At 55.6% G+C, this 16,877-nt stretch carries 17 protein-coding genes; 15 read left to right on the plus strand and 2 right to left on the minus strand.

Annotation, left to right across the window (positions count from 1 at the left end; genetic code table 11):
• The first annotated feature begins 58 nt into the window (after positions 1 to 58).
• The 8 genes from sad (at position 59) to BFV65_RS10205 (ending at position 8,827) form a co-directional block, all read left to right on the plus strand.
• Complete coding sequence (sad, locus tag BFV65_RS10170; protein ID WP_069596555.1) at positions 59 to 1,441, plus strand: succinate-semialdehyde dehydrogenase; 1,383 nt, start codon at positions 59 to 61, stop codon at positions 1,439 to 1,441.
• A 127-nt stretch (positions 1,442 to 1,568) separates the two neighbouring features.
• On the plus strand, positions 1,569 to 3,158 hold the full coding sequence (locus tag BFV65_RS10175) for a methyl-accepting chemotaxis protein (RefSeq protein ID WP_069596556.1): 1,590 nt from the start codon (positions 1,569 to 1,571) through the stop codon (positions 3,156 to 3,158).
• A gap of 62 nt (positions 3,159 to 3,220) precedes the next feature.
• Entirely contained in the window at positions 3,221 to 4,147 is a 927-nt protein-coding gene (gene glsB, locus BFV65_RS10180) for a glutaminase B (protein ID WP_022648113.1), read from the plus strand.
• Complete coding sequence (locus BFV65_RS10185) at positions 4,147 to 4,509, plus strand: DUF4186 domain-containing protein (protein ID WP_022648114.1); 363 nt, start codon at positions 4,147 to 4,149, stop codon at positions 4,507 to 4,509. The genes glsB and BFV65_RS10185 overlap by 1 nt, the downstream gene beginning before the upstream one ends.
• A 58-nt stretch (positions 4,510 to 4,567) precedes the next feature.
• Positions 4,568 to 5,533 carry a sensor domain-containing diguanylate cyclase gene (locus tag BFV65_RS10190; RefSeq protein WP_022648115.1) on the plus strand — a complete coding sequence of 322 codons (966 nt, stop codon included), beginning with the start codon at positions 4,568 to 4,570 and terminating at the stop codon, positions 5,531 to 5,533.
• Between the two features lie 82 nt (positions 5,534 to 5,615).
• Entirely contained in the window at positions 5,616 to 6,143 is a 528-nt protein-coding gene (locus tag BFV65_RS10195) for a GNAT family N-acetyltransferase (protein ID WP_069596557.1), read from the plus strand.
• A gap of 116 nt (positions 6,144 to 6,259) precedes the next feature.
• Positions 6,260 to 7,711 carry a tagaturonate reductase gene (locus tag BFV65_RS10200; RefSeq protein ID WP_069596558.1) on the plus strand — a complete coding sequence of 484 codons (1,452 nt, stop codon included), beginning with the start codon at positions 6,260 to 6,262 and terminating at the stop codon, positions 7,709 to 7,711.
• A gap of 201 nt (positions 7,712 to 7,912) precedes the next feature.
• Complete coding sequence (locus BFV65_RS10205) at positions 7,913 to 8,827, plus strand: bestrophin family protein (protein WP_003857155.1); 915 nt, start codon at positions 7,913 to 7,915, stop codon at positions 8,825 to 8,827.
• On the opposite strand, the gene BFV65_RS10210 is transcribed toward BFV65_RS10205, so the two are convergent.
• Complete coding sequence (locus BFV65_RS10210; protein WP_069596559.1) at positions 8,815 to 9,363, minus strand: GNAT family N-acetyltransferase; 549 nt, start codon at positions 9,361 to 9,363, stop codon at positions 8,815 to 8,817. The two genes, BFV65_RS10205 and BFV65_RS10210, sit on opposite strands and share 13 nt — an antisense overlap.
• 136 nt (positions 9,364 to 9,499) lie before the next feature.
• On the opposite strand from BFV65_RS10210, the gene BFV65_RS10215 reads away from it, so the two are divergent.
• From BFV65_RS10215 to BFV65_RS10245, 7 genes are all read left to right on the plus strand, one after another.
• Entirely contained in the window at positions 9,500 to 10,462 is a 963-nt protein-coding gene (locus tag BFV65_RS10215; RefSeq protein ID WP_069596560.1) for an Ssp4 family T6SS effector, read from the plus strand.
• Positions 10,462 to 11,070: a hypothetical protein gene (locus BFV65_RS10220; protein ID WP_033487946.1), complete on the plus strand. Its 609-nt coding sequence runs from the start codon at positions 10,462 to 10,464 to the stop codon at positions 11,068 to 11,070. The genes BFV65_RS10215 and BFV65_RS10220 overlap by 1 nt, the downstream gene beginning before the upstream one ends.
• Complete coding sequence (locus tag BFV65_RS10225; RefSeq protein WP_069596561.1) at positions 11,067 to 11,507, plus strand: GNAT family N-acetyltransferase; 441 nt, start codon at positions 11,067 to 11,069, stop codon at positions 11,505 to 11,507. Before BFV65_RS10220 ends, BFV65_RS10225 begins: the two co-directional genes overlap by 4 nt.
• Positions 11,508 to 11,641: 134 nt before the next feature.
• Positions 11,642 to 12,637 (plus strand): alpha/beta fold hydrolase, encoded by a 996-nt coding sequence (locus BFV65_RS10230; protein ID WP_038416060.1) that lies wholly within the window; start codon positions 11,642 to 11,644, stop codon positions 12,635 to 12,637.
• A 44-nt stretch (positions 12,638 to 12,681) separates the two neighbouring features.
• Positions 12,682 to 13,422: a response regulator gene (locus tag BFV65_RS10235; protein ID WP_069596562.1), complete on the plus strand. Its 741-nt coding sequence runs from the start codon at positions 12,682 to 12,684 to the stop codon at positions 13,420 to 13,422.
• Positions 13,419 to 14,714 carry an ATP-binding protein gene (locus BFV65_RS10240; RefSeq protein ID WP_069596563.1) on the plus strand — a complete coding sequence of 432 codons (1,296 nt, stop codon included), beginning with the start codon at positions 13,419 to 13,421 and terminating at the stop codon, positions 14,712 to 14,714. Before BFV65_RS10235 ends, BFV65_RS10240 begins: the two co-directional genes overlap by 4 nt.
• 135 nt (positions 14,715 to 14,849) lie before the next feature.
• Positions 14,850 to 16,040, plus strand: coding sequence for a cytochrome c biogenesis protein/redoxin (locus BFV65_RS10245; RefSeq protein ID WP_069596564.1), 1,191 nt, complete (start codon positions 14,850 to 14,852; stop codon positions 16,038 to 16,040).
• A 6-nt stretch (positions 16,041 to 16,046) separates the two neighbouring features.
• On the opposite strand, the gene tam is transcribed toward BFV65_RS10245, so the two are convergent.
• On the minus strand, positions 16,047 to 16,805 hold the full coding sequence (gene tam, locus BFV65_RS10250) for a trans-aconitate 2-methyltransferase (RefSeq protein ID WP_069596565.1): 759 nt from the start codon (positions 16,803 to 16,805) through the stop codon (positions 16,047 to 16,049).
• Between the last annotated feature and the right edge of the window lie 72 nt (positions 16,806 to 16,877).

Genomic DNA, 16,877 nt, shown 5'->3' on the forward strand with positions numbered 1-16,877 from the left:
TTTTAAGAAATAGCAGAGTGGGCCACAATCAATCAACTGTTATTACATGGAGAACTTCATGACGTATTCATCTGCTACCCATGCCTACTCTGTCAACCCGGCTACCGGCGAAACGCTGGCTGCTTACCCGTGGGCAACGTCCGGTGACGTTGAGCGTGCCATTGCGCAGGCGGATACCGGTTTTCGTCAGTGGCGACGCGAAAGCGTGGCGCACCGGGCGCAAAAACTTCGCGATCTGGGTGCGGCGCTGCGTAGCCGTGCGGAAGAGATGGCGCAGACTATCTCCCGGGAGATGGGCAAGCCCATTGGGCAGGCGCGTGCGGAGGTGGCTAAGTCCGCCAGCCTTTGCGACTGGTACGCTGAATACGGCCCGGCAATGCTGCGCCCGGAATCTACCCAGGTCGACAATGCGGTGATTGAGTACCGTCCGCTGGGGCCTATTCTGGCGGTGATGCCGTGGAACTTCCCGCTCTGGCAGGTGCTGCGCGGTGCGGTGCCGATCCTGCTGGCAGGGAACAGCTATCTTCTTAAACATGCACCAAATGTGCTCGGCTCGGCGGAGCTTATCGGGAAGGTGTTCGCGGATGCCGGTTTCCCGGAGGGGATCTTTGGCTGGGTGAACGCGACAAATGACGGCGTCAGCCAGGCGATTAACGATCGGCGTATCGCGGCGGTGACCGTAACCGGCAGCGTTCGGGCTGGTGCGGCAATTGGCGCGCAGGCGGGCGCGGCGCTGAAGAAATGCGTGCTGGAGCTGGGCGGCTCCGATCCGTTTATCGTTCTGAATGATGCCGATCTGGATCTGGCTGTCAACGCGGCCGTGGCCGGACGTTATCAGAATACCGGACAAGTTTGCGCGGCGGCGAAACGCTTTATTGTGGAAGCGGGCGTGGCGGACACCTTTACCCAACGCTTTGTTGACGCGGTCAAGGCGCTGAAAATGGGCGCACCGGATGAGGAAGATAACTATATTGGCCCGATGGCGCGATTTGATCTTCGCGATGAACTGCATCAGCAGGTACAGGCTACGCTGGCGGAAGGGGCGACCCTGCTGCTCGGCGGCGAGAAGCTTGCCGGGACCGGTAACTTTTATGCGCCAACCGTACTCGGCGACGTCACCCCACAGATGACGGCCTTCCGTCAGGAGCTGTTTGGCCCGGTGGCTGCGATTACCGTCGCCAATGATGCGTCGCACGCGTTGCAGCTGGCTAACGACAGCGACTTTGGCTTATCAGCGACGGTCTTTACCGCGAACGATGCGCTGGCTGAAACCTTCTCTCGCGAGCTGGAGTGCGGCGGAGTCTTTATCAATGGCTACAGCGCAAGCGATGCGCGCGTTGCGTTTGGCGGAGTGAAGAAGAGCGGCTTCGGGCGAGAGCTTTCACATTTCGGTCTGCATGAGTTCTGTAACGTTCAGACGGTCTGGAAGGATCGCGTGTAATGTTGATGCCGGGTAGGGCAAGGCCGCTACCCGGCAATTCACGTTTCCTGTCATTATTTTGCAATGGTTCTGTCATTTTCGTTTCGTAGACTCGCTCGCGTCTAACGTATTGTTACAGAAGAAAATTATGAACCTAACGCAAATTTTTCGTCGTCTTGCGCAGCGCTTTTTTCCTCGTCAGTTTGGCCTGCTGACCGGCATCTTTTGTATTATCGGCCTTTTCTCCGCCCTGCAACTTTCATCCTCCTTCCTGCTTACCGCTTCCCTGAATCAAGCCCAGCGTAACGAACAGCGCAATCAGCTGGCCTGGCAGCAACAGAGCAGACTGGATCAGGCGCGTATTTCGCTGCTTGCGGCGAGCGATCTGCTCAACCGCTCCGGGGTGTACTTTATGCAGGATAAAGAGACCGGTTCGGAAGGGAGCTGGCATAGCCTGATGGACGAGGCGCAAAAATCCCTGGCGGCGTCTCAGCAGGCATGGCAAGCCTGGCTCGCGCTTAATCCTCCGCAGGACGAGGGGCTTGTTAATAGCTATCAGCTGTTCTTCGGTGCCATTAGCGAGCAGGCGGAAGGGCTGGTGAAAACCAACAGCATCGACCTCTTTTTCGCCGTACCCGCCCAGGCGTTTCAGACCGATTTTAATGACAACTTTGCACGTTATCAGCAACGGAGTGAGAAGCAGGCGATACAGGGGCGTCAGTCGCTCATGGAACAACTCTCAGGCCTGCAACGGCTGTTCCTGTTTGCGCCGCTGGTGCTGCTGGCTATTGCCATTGCCGTCTGGTTTGCAATGGCGAAATGGGTGATATCCCCGCTACGCCGTCTGATTGTCCATATTAACCAGCTTGCGGCAGGGGATTTGTCGGGAATACCCCCTGACGTTGTGCGTTTTAACAGTGAAATCAGCCAGCTCAGCGGCAGTATTACCGCCATGCAGCGCGGGCTCCAGCAACTGGTGACTCAGGTCAGCGAGGCCACTACCTCTATGGTCGAAAATATCGGGTCACTTGCGCAGGGGAACCAGAAGCTTTATCAGCAGTCCACGCGACAGGCCAAAGAGCTGGAGGAGGTGACCGCGCATATCGCCGATCTCGAAAACCACGTTGAGGGGAACACGGGTTATGCAAAACTCGCCCGCTCGCGCGCGGATGAAGCCCGACAGGCTGCCGTCGGCGGGGAGCAAATGATGACAGCGGTGAATGGCTCAATGCAGACGATCGTCGACCGATCCTCAGAGATGCGTGGGATCGTCGCCATGATCGACAGCGTGGCGTTTCAGACCAATATTCTGGCCCTCAACGCTGCCATTGAAGCCGCCCATGCGGGAGAACAGGGGCGCGGGTTCGCGGTGGTCGCCCGTGAAGTGGGGCTGCTGGCCAGAAAAAGCAGTCACTCTACGCAAACCATCCAGTCGCTAATTAACCACTCGCTACAGGGCATTGAAGAAGGTTCTCAGGTGGTAAACCGTCTGGAAGAAAATCTCCAGCAGGTCACCGGGCTGGTGGCCAATCTGAGTAGCCTGCTGAATGATATTTCGCTGGCCACTCTAAATCAGGGGGAAAGCATTCATCAGATGACGCGCCAACTTCAGGCGCTGAATCAGGTATCGCGTCAGACAGATGTGCTGGTTAGCGAAGCGTCGAATGCCTCTGAGCGCCTGCATCGGGAGTCAGATCTTTTGTTGCAGGCCGTCTCGCGTTTTCGTCTCCCTGCCTGACGTGACGTATAAGCCTCTGTTATACTCGCAGCCCGTTTTAGCCTGAGGGCAAGGAGCAAAGTGTGGCTGCGGTCATCCATAATGAGATGCTGGACGAGATTCTGGCGCAGGTTCGTCCGTTACTGGGGCAGGGTAAGGTTGCCGATTACATTCCCGCGCTGGCCTCGATCAGCGGTAATAAGCTCGGCATCGCCATTTGTACTGTCGACGGGCAGCGTTTTCAGGCGGGAGATGCACTGGAGCGCTTTTCAATTCAGTCGATCTCAAAAGTGCTTAGCCTCGTTGCCGCCATGCGCCAGTATGACGAGCAGGAGATCTGGCAGCGGGTGGGCAAAGATCCCTCCGGTCAGCCCTTCAACTCCCTTCTCCAGCTTGAAATCGAACAGGGTAAGCCGCGCAACCCGTTTATCAACGCCGGGGCGCTGGTGGTGTGCGATATGCTGCAAAGCCGTCTGAGCGCGCCGCGCCAGCGTATGCTCCAGATTGTGCGGCAGCTTTCCGGCGTGCAGGACATCGCCTACGATCCGGTGGTAGCGCGCTCTGAGTTTGAACACTCTGCACGTAACGCCGCCATCGCCTGGCTGATGAAGTCCTTCGGCAACTTTCATAATGATGTCGCCACGGTTCTGCAAAACTATTTTCATTACTGCGCCCTGAAGATGAACTGCGTTGAACTGGCGCAGACTTTTCTGTTTCTGGCGCATCAGGGCCATGCCCCGCATCTGGACGAGGACGTTGTCTCCCCGATGCAGGCCCGGCAGATCAACGCCTTAATGGCAACCAGCGGAATGTATCAGAACGCCGGGGAGTTTGCCTGGCGCGTGGGGCTGCCGGCTAAATCCGGCGTTGGCGGTGGCGTCGTGGCCATTGTTCCGCACGAGATGGCGATTGCCGTCTGGAGCCCGGAACTGGACGAGACCGGCAACTCACTGGCGGGCGTCGCGGCGCTGGAACAGCTGACCAAACGCCTTGGACGGTCCGTATACTGATGTCCACGTTAGATCCTCTGTTCACGCGCCTGGCTCGCTCCACGTTTCGTTCACGATTTCATTTAGGGATGAAAGAGCGGCAATACTGCTGGGATAAGGGCGCGGACACTATCGATAAGCATGCCGCTGATTTTGTCGCCGCGCGGCTGGCGCCTGCACACCCGGTGAATGACGGTAAGCAGACGCCGATGCGCGGCCATCCGGTTTTTATCGCCCAGCATGCCACGGCAACCTGCTGCCGGGGCTGTCTGGCTAAGTGGCATGCTATCCCGCAGGGCGTGCCGCTGAGTGCGCAGCAGCAACAGTATATCGTCAACGTGATCCATCATTGGCTGGTCATTGAGGTAAATCGTGCCTCCTGAACTGACAATGTCTCTGTTTAAGCTACGCTTTTACTAATGCTCAGCGTCAGGAGACGTCATGAAAGCACCTCTAATTCCCGTGAATGAAACGGAGCGCATGAATGCGCTGCGCGAGTCCGGTCTGCTTGAGATCGACAATTATCCCGCGTTTGATCGTCTCACGCGGCTGGCAACACGCTTTTTCAGGGTGCCGCTGGCGATGATTACGCTGGTGGATGACCACGCTGCGATCGTGAAATCTGCCGACGGGCGGGCACTCGCCAGCCAGCCTCGCGATCTCTCGTTTTGTGGTCATACGATCCTGGGTGACGCGCCGCTGGTGGTGGCTGACACGCTGCTGGACGAACGCTTTGCGGATAATCCGCAGGTGGCGGGAGATCCGGGCGTGCGCTTTTATGCCGGTTTCCCGCTGCGTTTACGTGACGGGGCGTGCGTAGGATCGTTGTGTCTCATTGATTACGCACCGCGTGAGTTTACCGCTGCGGATTCCGCCGTACTGGCCGATCTCAGCGCGCTGGCAGAAGATGAATTTGCAGCCGTTAGCGCCGCCACGACCGATGAACTCACGGGCCTGTTTAACCGACGCGGGTTTAACCAGTTTGCGCAGTTTGCACTGTCGGTTTCGCAGCGTAGGGCAGAACCGTTAACGCTTGGCTGGCTGGATCTGGACCATTTCAAAACCATTAACGATCGCTTCGGGCATCAGGAGGGCGACAAAGCCCTGAAAGCGATGGCCGCCCTGATGCGCTCCTCATTCCGCGAGGCCGATATGCTGGTACGTTTCGGGGGAGATGAGTTCGCGGTGCTGTTTGCGGATACCGATGAGCCTGGCGCCTGGATCGCCATGCAGTATCTTGTCGAACAAACGGAGAAGTATAACGCGCGTCAGCTGCATCCCTGGTCGTTACAGTTCTCCTGGGGGCTGAGCGAGTTCGATCATCACCGCAACGATATGCAGGCGTGGTTAAAACACGCGGATGCGCAAATGTACGCCATGAAGCGGCAACATCACGGCGAAAAATGACATAACGAAATCCTATGTCATCGCTTATTGCGTAACAAAAATGTTAATAGCAAAGTGGAGAGATTCAACCTAAGGACGCGCAATGAACTCTCCCATGCTGATTAAACCTCTCTCCCAACAGGACATCCTCACCCACATTGATGCCCTGAGCGATATTCTCGTCAACTGTGTCAACGGCGGCGCCTCCGTCAGCTTTATGCTGCCTTTTTCTCCCGAGAAAGCCCAAACCTTCTGGCTCGGCGTCGCAGACAGCGTCGGGCGCGACGAGCGTACCGTCCTGGGCTGTTTTGACGCGGAGCAGGGGCTGGTTGGCACGGTCCAGCTGATCACCGACCAGCCGGAAAACCAGCCGCACCGCGCAGATGTCGCGAAACTTCTGGTACATGAGAAGGCGCGCCGTAAAGGTGCGGCAATGGCGCTGATGGAAGCCGTGGAGACGGTTGCGCGTGAAAAAGCGCTTACGGTGCTGGTGCTTGTTACCTCGACCGGCAGCGGCGCGGAGACATTTTATCAGAGAGCGGGCTGGCAAAAGGCGGGGGAGATCCCACGCTACGCCCTGATGCCGAACGGGGACATGACGGCGACCTCGGTGTTCTATAAATTTATTTGATATTTTTCACCATCGCGTCCTGAGTTGATCCAGACAGGGGTTCTGGTCCTGAAGTTTTGATAAGTTATCACACCAATCTTATCAGGCTGTATGACTAATCATAAAGGACCTCCATTGTGAACACACTCAACCGTCGTGATTTCCCCGGTGCGCGCTACCCTGAACGTATCATCCAGTTTGGCGAAGGTAACTTCCTCCGCGCGTTCGTTGACTGGCAAATCGACCTCTTAAACGAGCATACCGATCTCAATGCAGGTGTGGTGATTGTGCGGCCGATCCAGAGTGATTTTCCGCCGTCGCTGAGCACCCAGGATGGTCTGTATACCACGATTATTCGTGGTCTGAATGAGGAGGGGGAAGCGGTAAGCGATGCGCGTCTTATTCGTTCCGTGAATCGTGAAATCAGCGTCTACAGCCAGTACGATGAATTCCTGAAACTCGCCCATAACCCGGAGATGCGGTTTGTCTTCTCCAATACCACGGAGGCGGGGATCGGCTATCACGCGGGCGATAAGTTTGACGATGCGCCAGCTGTCAGCTATCCGGCCAAACTGACGCGTCTGCTGTTCGAACGCTTTACCCACTTTAACGGGGCTGCGGATAAAGGCTGGATCATCATTCCTTGTGAGCTTATCGACTACAACGGCGATACCCTGCGTGAACTGGTGCTGCGCTATGCACAGGAGTGGGCGCTGCCAGCGGCATTCATTGCGTGGCTGAATAACGCTAACACCTTCTGCTCGACGCTGGTTGACCGCATTGTTACCGGCTATCCGCGTGATGAGGTGGCAGAGCTGGAAGCCGGGCTGGGCTATCACGACAGCTTCCTCGACACGGCAGAACATTTCTACCTGTTTGTTATTCAGGGGCCAAAATCACTTTCAGCTGAATTGCGCCTGGATAAATACCCGCTCAACGTCCTGATTGTTGACGATATCAAGCCTTATAAAGAGCGTAAGGTGGCGATCCTCAACGGCGCACACACGGCGCTGGTTCCGGTCGCTTTTCAGGCCGGGCTGGATACGGTAGGGGAAGCCATGAACGACGGGGAGATTTGCGCATTCGTAGAGAAGGCTATTTATGAGGAGATTATTCCGGTCCTGGATCTGCCGCGCGATGAGCTGCACTCCTTCGCCAGTGCCGTAACGAGGCGTTTTCGTAATCCGTACATTAAGCATCAGCTGCTGTCGATTGCACTGAACGGGATGACCAAGTACCGCACCCGCATTCTGCCGCAACTGCTGGCAGGGCAGAAGGCGACCGGTGAACTGCCAGCACGTCTGACCTTTGCCCTGGCGGCGCTGATTGCATTTTACCGTGCCGAGCGCAACGGTGAGCGCTATCCGGTGCAGGACGATGCGCACTGGCTTGAACGTTACCAGCAGCTGTGGACGCAACATCACGACAAACAAGTCACTACCCGTGAACTGGTATCGTCGGTGTTAAGCGTGAGCGAGCACTGGGAACAGGATCTCACTCTGGTGAACGGACTGGTAGACCAGGTTGCGCAGGATCTGGATGCAATTTTAAGCAAAGGCATGCGCGAGGCGGTGAAACCGCTCTGCTAATCATAATGCCCGGCGTTTGCCGGGTTTTTTACAGATCAGTGTTAGTTACAACATGCTATACATCTTTTTTTTAAAAAGCACAGGCAGCACCGTGCGGTGAGGGCTTAACAGGTCAGAAATTGCAATGAACTATTAACATGCTTGCAACCGTGATGAGGATCACGTTTAATAGCCGCGCTCTTTACTTTTCTGAAGCTGATTATGATTGTTCGTCCTCAACAGCACTGGCTGCAACTGATTTTTGTCTGGCATGGTTCGGTACTTCCCAAAATTTATACCCGACTGCTGCTTAACTTCCTGCTTTCCATCGCCGTGATTGTCATGCTGCCGTGGTACACCTCGCTGGGTATCCGCTTTACCGTCGCGCCGTTCAGCATTCTGGGCGTGGCTATCGCCATCTTCCTGGGATTTCGCAATAACGCCTGTTATTCGCGCTACGTTGAGGCGCGTCTGCTTTGGGGGCAGTTGATGATAGCGGCGCGCTCGCTGTTTCGCGAGGTAAAAAACACCTTGCCGGATGATAAACATCTTGGAGAGTTTGTACGCCTGCAAATCGCGTTTGCTAACTGTCTGCGTATGACACTGCGCAGAGAAACCAATGCCGATCAGCTGTCCCGCTATCTGGCTCCAGACGATTTACGCAAAGTGATGGATGCCAACTCGCCGGCGAACCGTATCCTGCTGATCATGGGGGAGTGGCTGGCCGTGCGGCGGCGCAGCGGGCACCTTTCAGACATCCTGTTTCACAGCCTCAATAACCGCCTGAACGATATGTCCATCGTGCTGGCAGGCTGTGAGCGTATCGCCAATACGCCAGTCCCGTTTGCCTATACGCTGATCCTGCACCGGACGGTGTATTTGTTCTGCATCATGCTGCCGTTTGCGCTGGTTGTTGATCTGCATTACATGACGCCCTTTGTCTCTGCGCTGATTTCCTACACTTTTATCTCGCTTGATACGCTGGCGGAAGAGCTGGAAGATCCGTTTGGGACGGAAGATAACGATCTGCCGCTGGACGCCATCTGCAACATGATGGAGCGCGATCTGTTGCAGATGAACGATGAAGAGAACATCCCTGAAAGGCTAATGCCGGATAAGCATTATCAGCTGACCTGACGGGCATTCCACTCGTCGCGGGTGATTTCCCACAGCTCCGAATCCAGCAGGCCGCTGACATAGGCTTTCTTCTCTGTCCTGATGAGTCGCATGCCGCTGCTGTCTGAAATACGTCGGGAGCGGCTGTTGGCCGCCGCTTTCGGCGCGCGTAACACCGCTTTGTTAAGCGTATTGAACCAGTAATCCGTTGCCGCGATACTCGCCTCACGCATAAATCCCTGTCCCTGAAATTCCGGCGCGAGCCAGAAGCCCCGGTTGTTGTCTTCGACGTCGTACAGGCAAATTAACCCCATCAGTTCATCAGGCGCTTCACGGCTGCGAATCGTCCAGAACCACGCAATCCCTTTGGCCATATCGGGCAGTGCAACGTTGTTGACATAATTTTCTGCACCGTTTTCCGGGTAGGGCCAGGGGACTGAAGCCACCATATAGCGGACAATCTCCCAGCGCGGATAGCGTTGCTGGATCTGGACGGCATCTTCTGCAATCAGGGGGCGTAATATCAGGCGCTCGGTGGTAAGCGTGGGTATGGTCATCCGCTGATCTCCATAATTAAGCGTTATGCTTTTGTTTGGGTTCTGGTATTTTCATCTTAATAACATTCTGTTGCGATGTACTGTACTAAAACGATGTTGAGTTAACGTAATCAACCTGCTTGAAAAGGAGAAGGGTATGGTTTTACCTGGGATAAACCTTGATAAAAACTTACCGGGCTACGATTTTGCGAAAATGTCGGGAGTTGGGGCTGCGGATTTCGATTTTAAAGCGCTTGGTGCCGCCATGGACTGTCATCGTGAATTTGCTCACGCGGGTATCATTTACTCTGACGGCCCCCAACGCTTCCTGGTGCGACCCGGCAAAAGACATCCTCAAGGGCAAAGTGGAATAGTAACGCATGTTATCGTGACCAAAGCCTCCTCGTTTCCGTCTGCTTCCACAGCAGGAAAAGTATTGAGTGATGCAGTTTCATCTACTTCCATGGGAACTGAAATTGCCTCAACCGTTCTGTCATGTGGCGCGATGATCATAACTGGCGGAGTGATGCTCGCTGGAACAGCAGCAACTCCCCTTACCGCAGGCGGGGGAAGCGTACTGGTCGCTATTGGCTACGCCGGAACGGCTGCCACCGGTCTGCAATGTGTGAATGGCCTTTATCGAATTTATGATTTGGTTGAAAATGACGGTGCCAATGTCGCCTGGCTGGATACTCAGGACTGGTATGTCGCGACATCCACTTCCTTAGATGTCATTTCTCTGGCAAGCGCAGGCGGTGCACTTAAAGAGGCTGTTACTACCTGGCGCGCTATGAAATCCGTTTCGTCCTTGAAAGCAACCGAGTGGCTAAAAAGTTATCCTCGTCAGGACCGTGCTCGACTGACTGAATTAATTATTCGCGCTCAAAACCCCGGTATAAGCAATAAAGAAGTCAAAGCGCTTATTCGAGCAGGCTTTTATCCAAAACGATTCCCATCGGGTCCTGTTCAGGTTGAGCTCACCAGGCAATTAAGTCAAGTTGTAACGAGTGCCGCGGCGCTTGCAGGAAGCGCTGTAAGCGGAGTTATTGCCGCTCCGGGGAACATACCTCGCACCAGTAAATACATTATCGGTACTATCCAGTCACTGGCGGTTTTCTGATGAAAATTCTGCACTTGTTAACCGGACACGTTTCTTACGAGCTCCTGCAACACGGAAAACGGATTGAGGACGCTATTGCCCGTCATGACAATGATTTATTAAACCATTCCACACCCGAACTGGAGCGGTATTTTTCACGCCCGCTTAGTGAGCTGCCACGGCAAAATGCTTATCCGGTAGCGATATTATTACCGCTATTTCTGGTGATTTTTGCGTTTAATTTGCTGCCATTTCTCCAGACAATATCCAGTATGCCGCCAACGCTACATGCACTCAGTTTTTTTGTCCCATCGCTAGCGATACTTATCTTCCTGATGCTCGCGAGTGCCTTCCTTGCCCGGGGATACACTTCAGGACTAACAGGGTTTTTAGCGCTTTTCATCATCCTGCTGACATTAACGGTACTGCAATGGCTTCACTATCTGACCATTTCTGACGGCAGTAGCTGGCAGCTGATCATTGCAACGATCGCTTTGGTAATTAGCCGTATGGTGTTAAACAGTCGAGGCTTTGTGCTGTTCACGCTATATTGTCGTTCGAAGCGTCTTGCCACGCTGGCTCGCATCATGCGCCTGAAGAGCAGTAAGGATAATGTGAGGAACACATGACACTCATCGTACGCCCGTTACAGGCAGAAGATTACCCACAATGGCGACCGCTGTGGGATGGCTATACCCATTTTTATGAGTGCTACCTTGACGAGTCCGTTACCGCGGCCACCTGGGACAGGGCGCTCGCAGATTCATCACCCCTGATTTGCCGGGTCGTGGAGAAAGACGGCAGCGTCATCGGCTTCGCCATGTGTGTCCTGCATGAAGGGACCTGGTCAACCGAGCCCGTTTGCTATCTGGAAGATCTATTTGTTGACGCTGCCGAACGTGGCGCAGGGGCGGGTAAAGCGCTTATCGACGCCCTGATCGATGAGGGTAAGCGGGAAGGGTGGTCAAAACTCTACTGGGTAACCCGCATGCACAATCCGGCGCGTAAGCTGTATGACCACTATGGTGAAGCCGACGATTACGTCCGGTACCGAATCACCCCTTAACCGGGTTTGTATCACACTGTATCTGCGTCTGTGATACATACACAGGTATGCAATAAAACCGCATCCGCACACATCCTTTATACAAACGCATGGTGTTATATCTCCGTCAACTGAACTCACCCGGAGATAACATCATGTTTAACAAACTCGCATACTCAGCAGTCGCCCTGACCGTTTCGCTTGGCACCGTGATGTCCTGTCAGGCGGAAGCGATGGGCAAGGATTACGCGTCGGCCTTCAACCAGGTAAAACAGATTAACGCTGGCGATCTTAACGTCGGTTATGTCGATATCGGGCCGAAAGAGGGGCAACCGGTGATCCTGCTGCATGGCTGGCCGTACGACATTCACAGCTACGCTGAAGTGGCCCCCGCGCTGGCCGCGAAAGGGTATCGTGTCATTGTGCCGTCCCTGCGCGGGTACGGCACCACGCGCTTTATTTCTGATAAAACGCCGCGAAACGGCCAGCCTTCGGCAATGGCGAAAGACATCGTCAACCTGATGGACGCCCTGGATATCAAACAGGCGGTGTTTGCCGGTTATGACTGGGGTGCACGTACGGCGGATATCGTTGCGGCGCTCTGGCCGGAACGGGTGAAATCGCTGGTCTCGGTAAGTGGCTACCTGATCAGCAGCCAGGCGATTGGCAAACAGCCTTTACCGCCGAAGGCAGAAGTTCAGTGGTGGTATCAGTTCTACTTCGCCACGCCGCGCGGGGCGGAAGGCTATGCTAAAAATACGCACGATTTTGCCCGGCTGATCTGGTCCCAGGCTTCGCCGGACTGGAAATTCAGCGATGCCACCTTCAATGCCAGCGCCAAATCCCTCGATAACCCGGACCACGTTGCCGTCACGCTCAGTAATTACCGCTGGCGTCTGGGTCTGGAAAAAGGGGAGCCTAAATATGACGCCTATGAACAAAAACTGGCGACGCTGCCGAACATTACGGTGCCGACCATCACCATCGAAGGCGGTAATAACGGGGCGCCACACCCTGCACCTGCGGCCTATGCCGGGAAATTTACCGGAAAATATGAGCACCGTACTTTCGGCGCAACGGTGGGCCACAACCCGCCGCAAGAAGATCCGCAGGACTTTGTTAAAGCAGTTGTCGACGCGGATAAGCTCTGATATGTGCTATTTTCAATCCGTTACCTCTTAATCAGGAGCCTGCGGTGGAGCATATTGATCACATCCTTGTCGTCGATGACGACAGGGATATTCGTGAACTGATTGTCGATTACCTCGCGAAATCCGGCTATCACGCCTCTGGTGCGGCGAACGGAAAAGAGATGCGCATGGTGCTCGACAAACAGCATATCGACCTGGTGGTGCTGGACGTGATGATGCCCGGTGATGATGGCCTGAGGGTGTGTCGACAGCTGCGCAGCAGCAGGCATAAGGATCTGCCGATCCTGATGCTCACCGCGCGCAACGAGGACATGGACCGGATCCTGGGGCTGGAGTTGGGCGCCGACGATTATGTGGTAAAACCGTTTGTGGCCCGCGAACTGCTGGCGCGTATCAAAACTATCCTGCGCCGTTTTCGTACTATGCCGCCTAATCTTCAGGTGACCGAGGCAGGGCGCCTGGTGGTGTTCGGTGAATGGCAGCTGGATACCGTGGCGCGTCATCTGATTGATAACGAGGGGATGGTTGTGGCGCTCAGCGGGGCGGAATATCGCCTTCTGCGTGTATTTCTCGATCATCCTCAACGGGTGCTGACCCGCGATCACCTGCTGAACCTGACGCAGGGACGTGATGCCGAGCTGTTTGAGCGTTCGATTGATCTCCTGGTGAGCCGCGTGCGACAGCGCCTGAATGAAGATGCCCGCTCGCCAGCCTACATTAAAACCGTTCGCAGCGAAGGCTACGTTTTTACTATGCCGGTGACCATCGTCGAGGCCAATGAATGACGCTGTGGCCCCGCACCTTACTGGCCCGGCTGCTGATCATTGTGCTGCTTGGACTCTTGCTGGCTAACGCGCTCAGCCTGACGCTGGTCATGGTTGAGCGAATGCACAGCGCGCGCACGGTTATGCTGGGCAATCTTGAGAATGACGTGGCGACCAGCGTGGCCATTCTCGACCGGCTTCCGGCCAAAGAGCGGCCAGAGTGGCTGGAACGGCTCGGTCGCGGTAATTATCGTTATATCCTTGGTCCCGGCGAGGCAGGCGCTGCGCCAACGGACAAGCGCTCGCGGGATGCGATTCGCACCCTGAAAGAGACGCTTTCAGCCCAATATCCGCTCCAGTTTACGGCGGTGCCAGGGCCGATCTCCCATATTCAGGCCCATCTGACGCTCCGCGACGGCGCACCGCTCACTATCGATCTGATCCCGCGCATGCCGCCTGTCGCCAGCTGGTTACCCGTGGTGCTGGTTCTTCAGTTGTTACTTGTCGCGCTCTGCTCCTGGATTGCCGTACGCCAGGTTGTCCGGCCTTTCCTGCAATTCACGCGTGCGGTTGATTCCCTCGATCCTGCGGCCCATTCACCGATGACTGAAAAAGGACCGGTTGAAGTGCGCCAGGCTGCACACGCTTTTAATGAGATGCAGTCGCGGATACAAACGTATCTGCGTGAACGCGCGCAGATTCTGGCGTCCATTTCTCACGATCTCCAGACGCCCATTACGCGCATGAAGCTGCGGATCGAAATGGCAGATCAGCCCGAACTCCACGATAAGTTGCTGAGCGACCTGGATAATATGTCGCGCCTGGTACGGGAGGGGATTGCCTATGCCCGGTCATCAGAATCACTGGAAGAGACCACGCTGAAGCTGGAGCTGAACGCGTGGGTTAACAGCATCGCCAGTGATTATCAGGACATTGGTAAAAACGTGCAGTTTCATGCGCGCAATGCGCGTCTGCCGATCGTTACTCGTCCACAGGCATTACGCAGGGTAATGACCAACCTGCTGGATAATGCGCTGAAGTTTGGCGATAGCGCGGTAATAGAGATTGATGAAGATGAAAGGCAGGTCGCGATCCACATTATGGATAACGGCCCCGGCATCCCGGAGGCAGAACTGGAGGCGGTGTTACAGCCGTTCTACCGGGTTGAAACGTCGCGCAACCGCGAAACGGGCGGCACCGGGTTAGGCCTCGCCATTGCCGCGCAGCTCACCGCCCAGCTTGACGGGAAATTGCATCTTGCAAACCGGGCAGAGGGCGGGCTGGCCGTAAGCGTGACTCTTCCGCGCGTTTAATTGTACGCCTGTGTATCTGCGCGCCGTGCGGATACGAAGGCAGACAAAATTCAGTTTTTTGCACACGGCCTGAACACATTCGCAGGGTGAAATGACCTCACTGCACCTTCGCAGCAACTGTATCGTGAGGTCGTTATGTTTCTGATAATCGCTTTTTTAGGCGGCATGATTAGCCTGCTCAGTCCGTGCACGCTTCCCGTTATTCCTCTGCTGTTCGCCGGCTTTCAGGGGCAGCGCAAACACATTCTGGCGCTTCTGGCGGGAATGATAGTGATGTTCACGTTGGTGGCGATGGTAGTAACGGTTGCCAGCGAGTGGATCGCTGACGCCACCGTTATCGGTCGCTGGATTGCGCTGCTGATACTGAGCATTGCCGCCCTGGCCCTGATCTTCCCGCAGTTCGCTCAGTGCATTGCCCGCCCGGCGGTCAGCGCGGGAAATGTTCTCAACACCCACAGCATGCAGCGACACGGCCTGGTTTCGGCTTTTCTGGCAGGGCTGGCCGTTGGGCTGCTGTGGTCCCCCTGTGCCGGACCGATTCTCGGGGCGATCTTCGGCATTAACATTACTGGCCACTCGGCCATCGCAACCGGAGCGCTGTTAGCCGCTTACGGCAGTGGGTGCGCGTTGATGCTGGGGCTGCTTGTCGCGGGGGGCCGTAAGCTGATAACCCCTCTGAGAGCCAAATCCGCATTGATGGAGCGTCTGCGTCAGGGCGCAGGGGTGATGATGTTAGCCGCCGTGGCTTTCAACGCCTCAGGAATGACGTCGGTCCTGAAAGGCGCCAGCGGTATTACCGACCAGCTGGAAAACGCTCTCTTGAGCCTTGCGCAACCAACCTCCACGCAGGTGAAACTGCGACCGATCGCTGACGCAATGCCGAGCAGCCAGCTACCGACATTAAGCGGCGGTACGGGCTGGGTAAACGGTGACCCTGTCACGTCTAAGGCCTTGCGGGGGAAAGTTGTGCTTATCGATTTCTGGACCTGGGACTGTATCAACTGCCAGCATACCCTTCCGCATGTTCGAGACTGGGCGAAGAAATATGAGTCACAAGGTCTGGTGGTGATTGGCGTCCACACCCCTGAATACCCCTGGGAAAAGCCGTTATCATCGGTGAAAAACGCGGTCAACGAATGGCAGTTGCCGTACCGCGTAGTGACGGATAATAACTACAAAATCTGGAGCGCGTTCGGTAATCAGTACTGGCCAGCACATTACTATTTCGATGCGAAAGGGCAACTGCGTTACACCTCGTTTGGCGAAGGCAACTACGATAAGCAGGAGGCTGTAATTCAGCATTTGCTCAAGGAAGCGCGTTCCTGATTCGGCTTACGGAACCCGCTGAGCAACCATAAACAGGCGCGGAAAAGCCAGCAGTATCTGCCCGTTCTCCTGGAGCGGATACTGCTCTTCCAGCAGCTCGAGGTAGCGTTTCAGAAAGTTTTGCTGCTCGCTCTCGTTGAGATCCTGTAGCCACGGCCGTAAACCCGTCGCGCTGACCCAGTCAATAATCGCCTGATGAGAGCTCATCTGATGAAAGTAGGTGGTGCGCCAGATATCCACGTCGCATCCCGCGTCCGTCAGAATATCATAGTAGGCATGAATACCCGGCAGCTGCTCGCGGCCACGATCGGGGTAGCCCTGTTCCCAGGCAACTTCACGCATCAGGGCGTGCGTCGGCTCAAGCCAGTTGTCAGGCATTTGTATCGCCAGCACGCCGTTTAACTGGAGCAGTGAAACCAGATGCGGCAGAAGGTGGTAATGGTCCGGGATCCATTGCAGGGAAGCGTTGGCGTAGATCAGGCTGAGAGGCTGGTCAGGTTTGTAGTGACGGATATCCGATTCAACAAAGTGGCAGTCTGGCAGGGCCTGTCGGGCTTCCTCCAGCATCGCCGGGGAGTTATCCACACCGGCTATCTGCGCTGAAGGCCAGCGTTGTTTCAGCAGCGCGGTGCTGTTGCCTGGCCCGCAGCCCAAATCCACGCCAGAGGTTATGTCAGCAAGCGGCACCTGGGCCAGTAACTCAGCGGCGGGACGTGTGCGTTCTGCGCTGTATTGTAGATACAGAGAAGGATCCCAGTCGGCCATTTTCGCATCTCCATGTTGAGGTGTTCAGCAAGAATAGCACAGGCAAATACCTGCGCAGGGGCAGGTATCCGG

The sequence above is a fragment of the Enterobacter hormaechei subsp. hoffmannii genome (assembly GCF_001729745.1).
In the GTDB taxonomy this organism is placed as follows: Bacteria; Pseudomonadota; Gammaproteobacteria; order Enterobacterales; family Enterobacteriaceae; genus Enterobacter; species Enterobacter intestinihominis.

What these genes read in the sequence shown, in the direction of transcription:
- BFV65_RS10240 (WP_069596563.1), top strand. Translation starts at nt 13,419, where the DNA reads ATGACGCTGTGGCCCCGCACCTTACTGGCCCGGCTGCTGATCATTGTG.
- BFV65_RS10220 (WP_033487946.1), top strand. Translation starts at nt 10,462, where the DNA reads ATGAAAATTCTGCACTTGTTAACCGGACACGTTTCTTACGAGCTCCTG.
- BFV65_RS10230 (WP_038416060.1), top strand. Translation starts at nt 11,642, where the DNA reads ATGTTTAACAAACTCGCATACTCAGCAGTCGCCCTGACCGTTTCGCTT.
- BFV65_RS10175 (WP_069596556.1), top strand. Translation starts at nt 1,569, where the DNA reads ATGAACCTAACGCAAATTTTTCGTCGTCTTGCGCAGCGCTTTTTTCCT.
- BFV65_RS10245 (WP_069596564.1), top strand. Translation starts at nt 14,850, where the DNA reads ATGTTTCTGATAATCGCTTTTTTAGGCGGCATGATTAGCCTGCTCAGT.
- tam (WP_069596565.1), bottom strand. Translation starts at nt 16,805, where the DNA reads ATGGCCGACTGGGATCCTTCTCTGTATCTACAATACAGCGCAGAACGC.
- BFV65_RS10215 (WP_069596560.1), top strand. Translation starts at nt 9,500, where the DNA reads ATGGTTTTACCTGGGATAAACCTTGATAAAAACTTACCGGGCTACGAT.
- BFV65_RS10205 (WP_003857155.1), top strand. Translation starts at nt 7,913, where the DNA reads ATGATTGTTCGTCCTCAACAGCACTGGCTGCAACTGATTTTTGTCTGG.
- BFV65_RS10190 (WP_022648115.1), top strand. Translation starts at nt 4,568, where the DNA reads ATGAAAGCACCTCTAATTCCCGTGAATGAAACGGAGCGCATGAATGCG.
- BFV65_RS10195 (WP_069596557.1), top strand. Translation starts at nt 5,616, where the DNA reads ATGAACTCTCCCATGCTGATTAAACCTCTCTCCCAACAGGACATCCTC.
- BFV65_RS10225 (WP_069596561.1), top strand. Translation starts at nt 11,067, where the DNA reads ATGACACTCATCGTACGCCCGTTACAGGCAGAAGATTACCCACAATGG.
- BFV65_RS10185 (WP_022648114.1), top strand. Translation starts at nt 4,147, where the DNA reads ATGTCCACGTTAGATCCTCTGTTCACGCGCCTGGCTCGCTCCACGTTT.
- sad (WP_069596555.1), top strand. Translation starts at nt 59, where the DNA reads ATGACGTATTCATCTGCTACCCATGCCTACTCTGTCAACCCGGCTACC.
- BFV65_RS10210 (WP_069596559.1), bottom strand. Translation starts at nt 9,363, where the DNA reads ATGACCATACCCACGCTTACCACCGAGCGCCTGATATTACGCCCCCTG.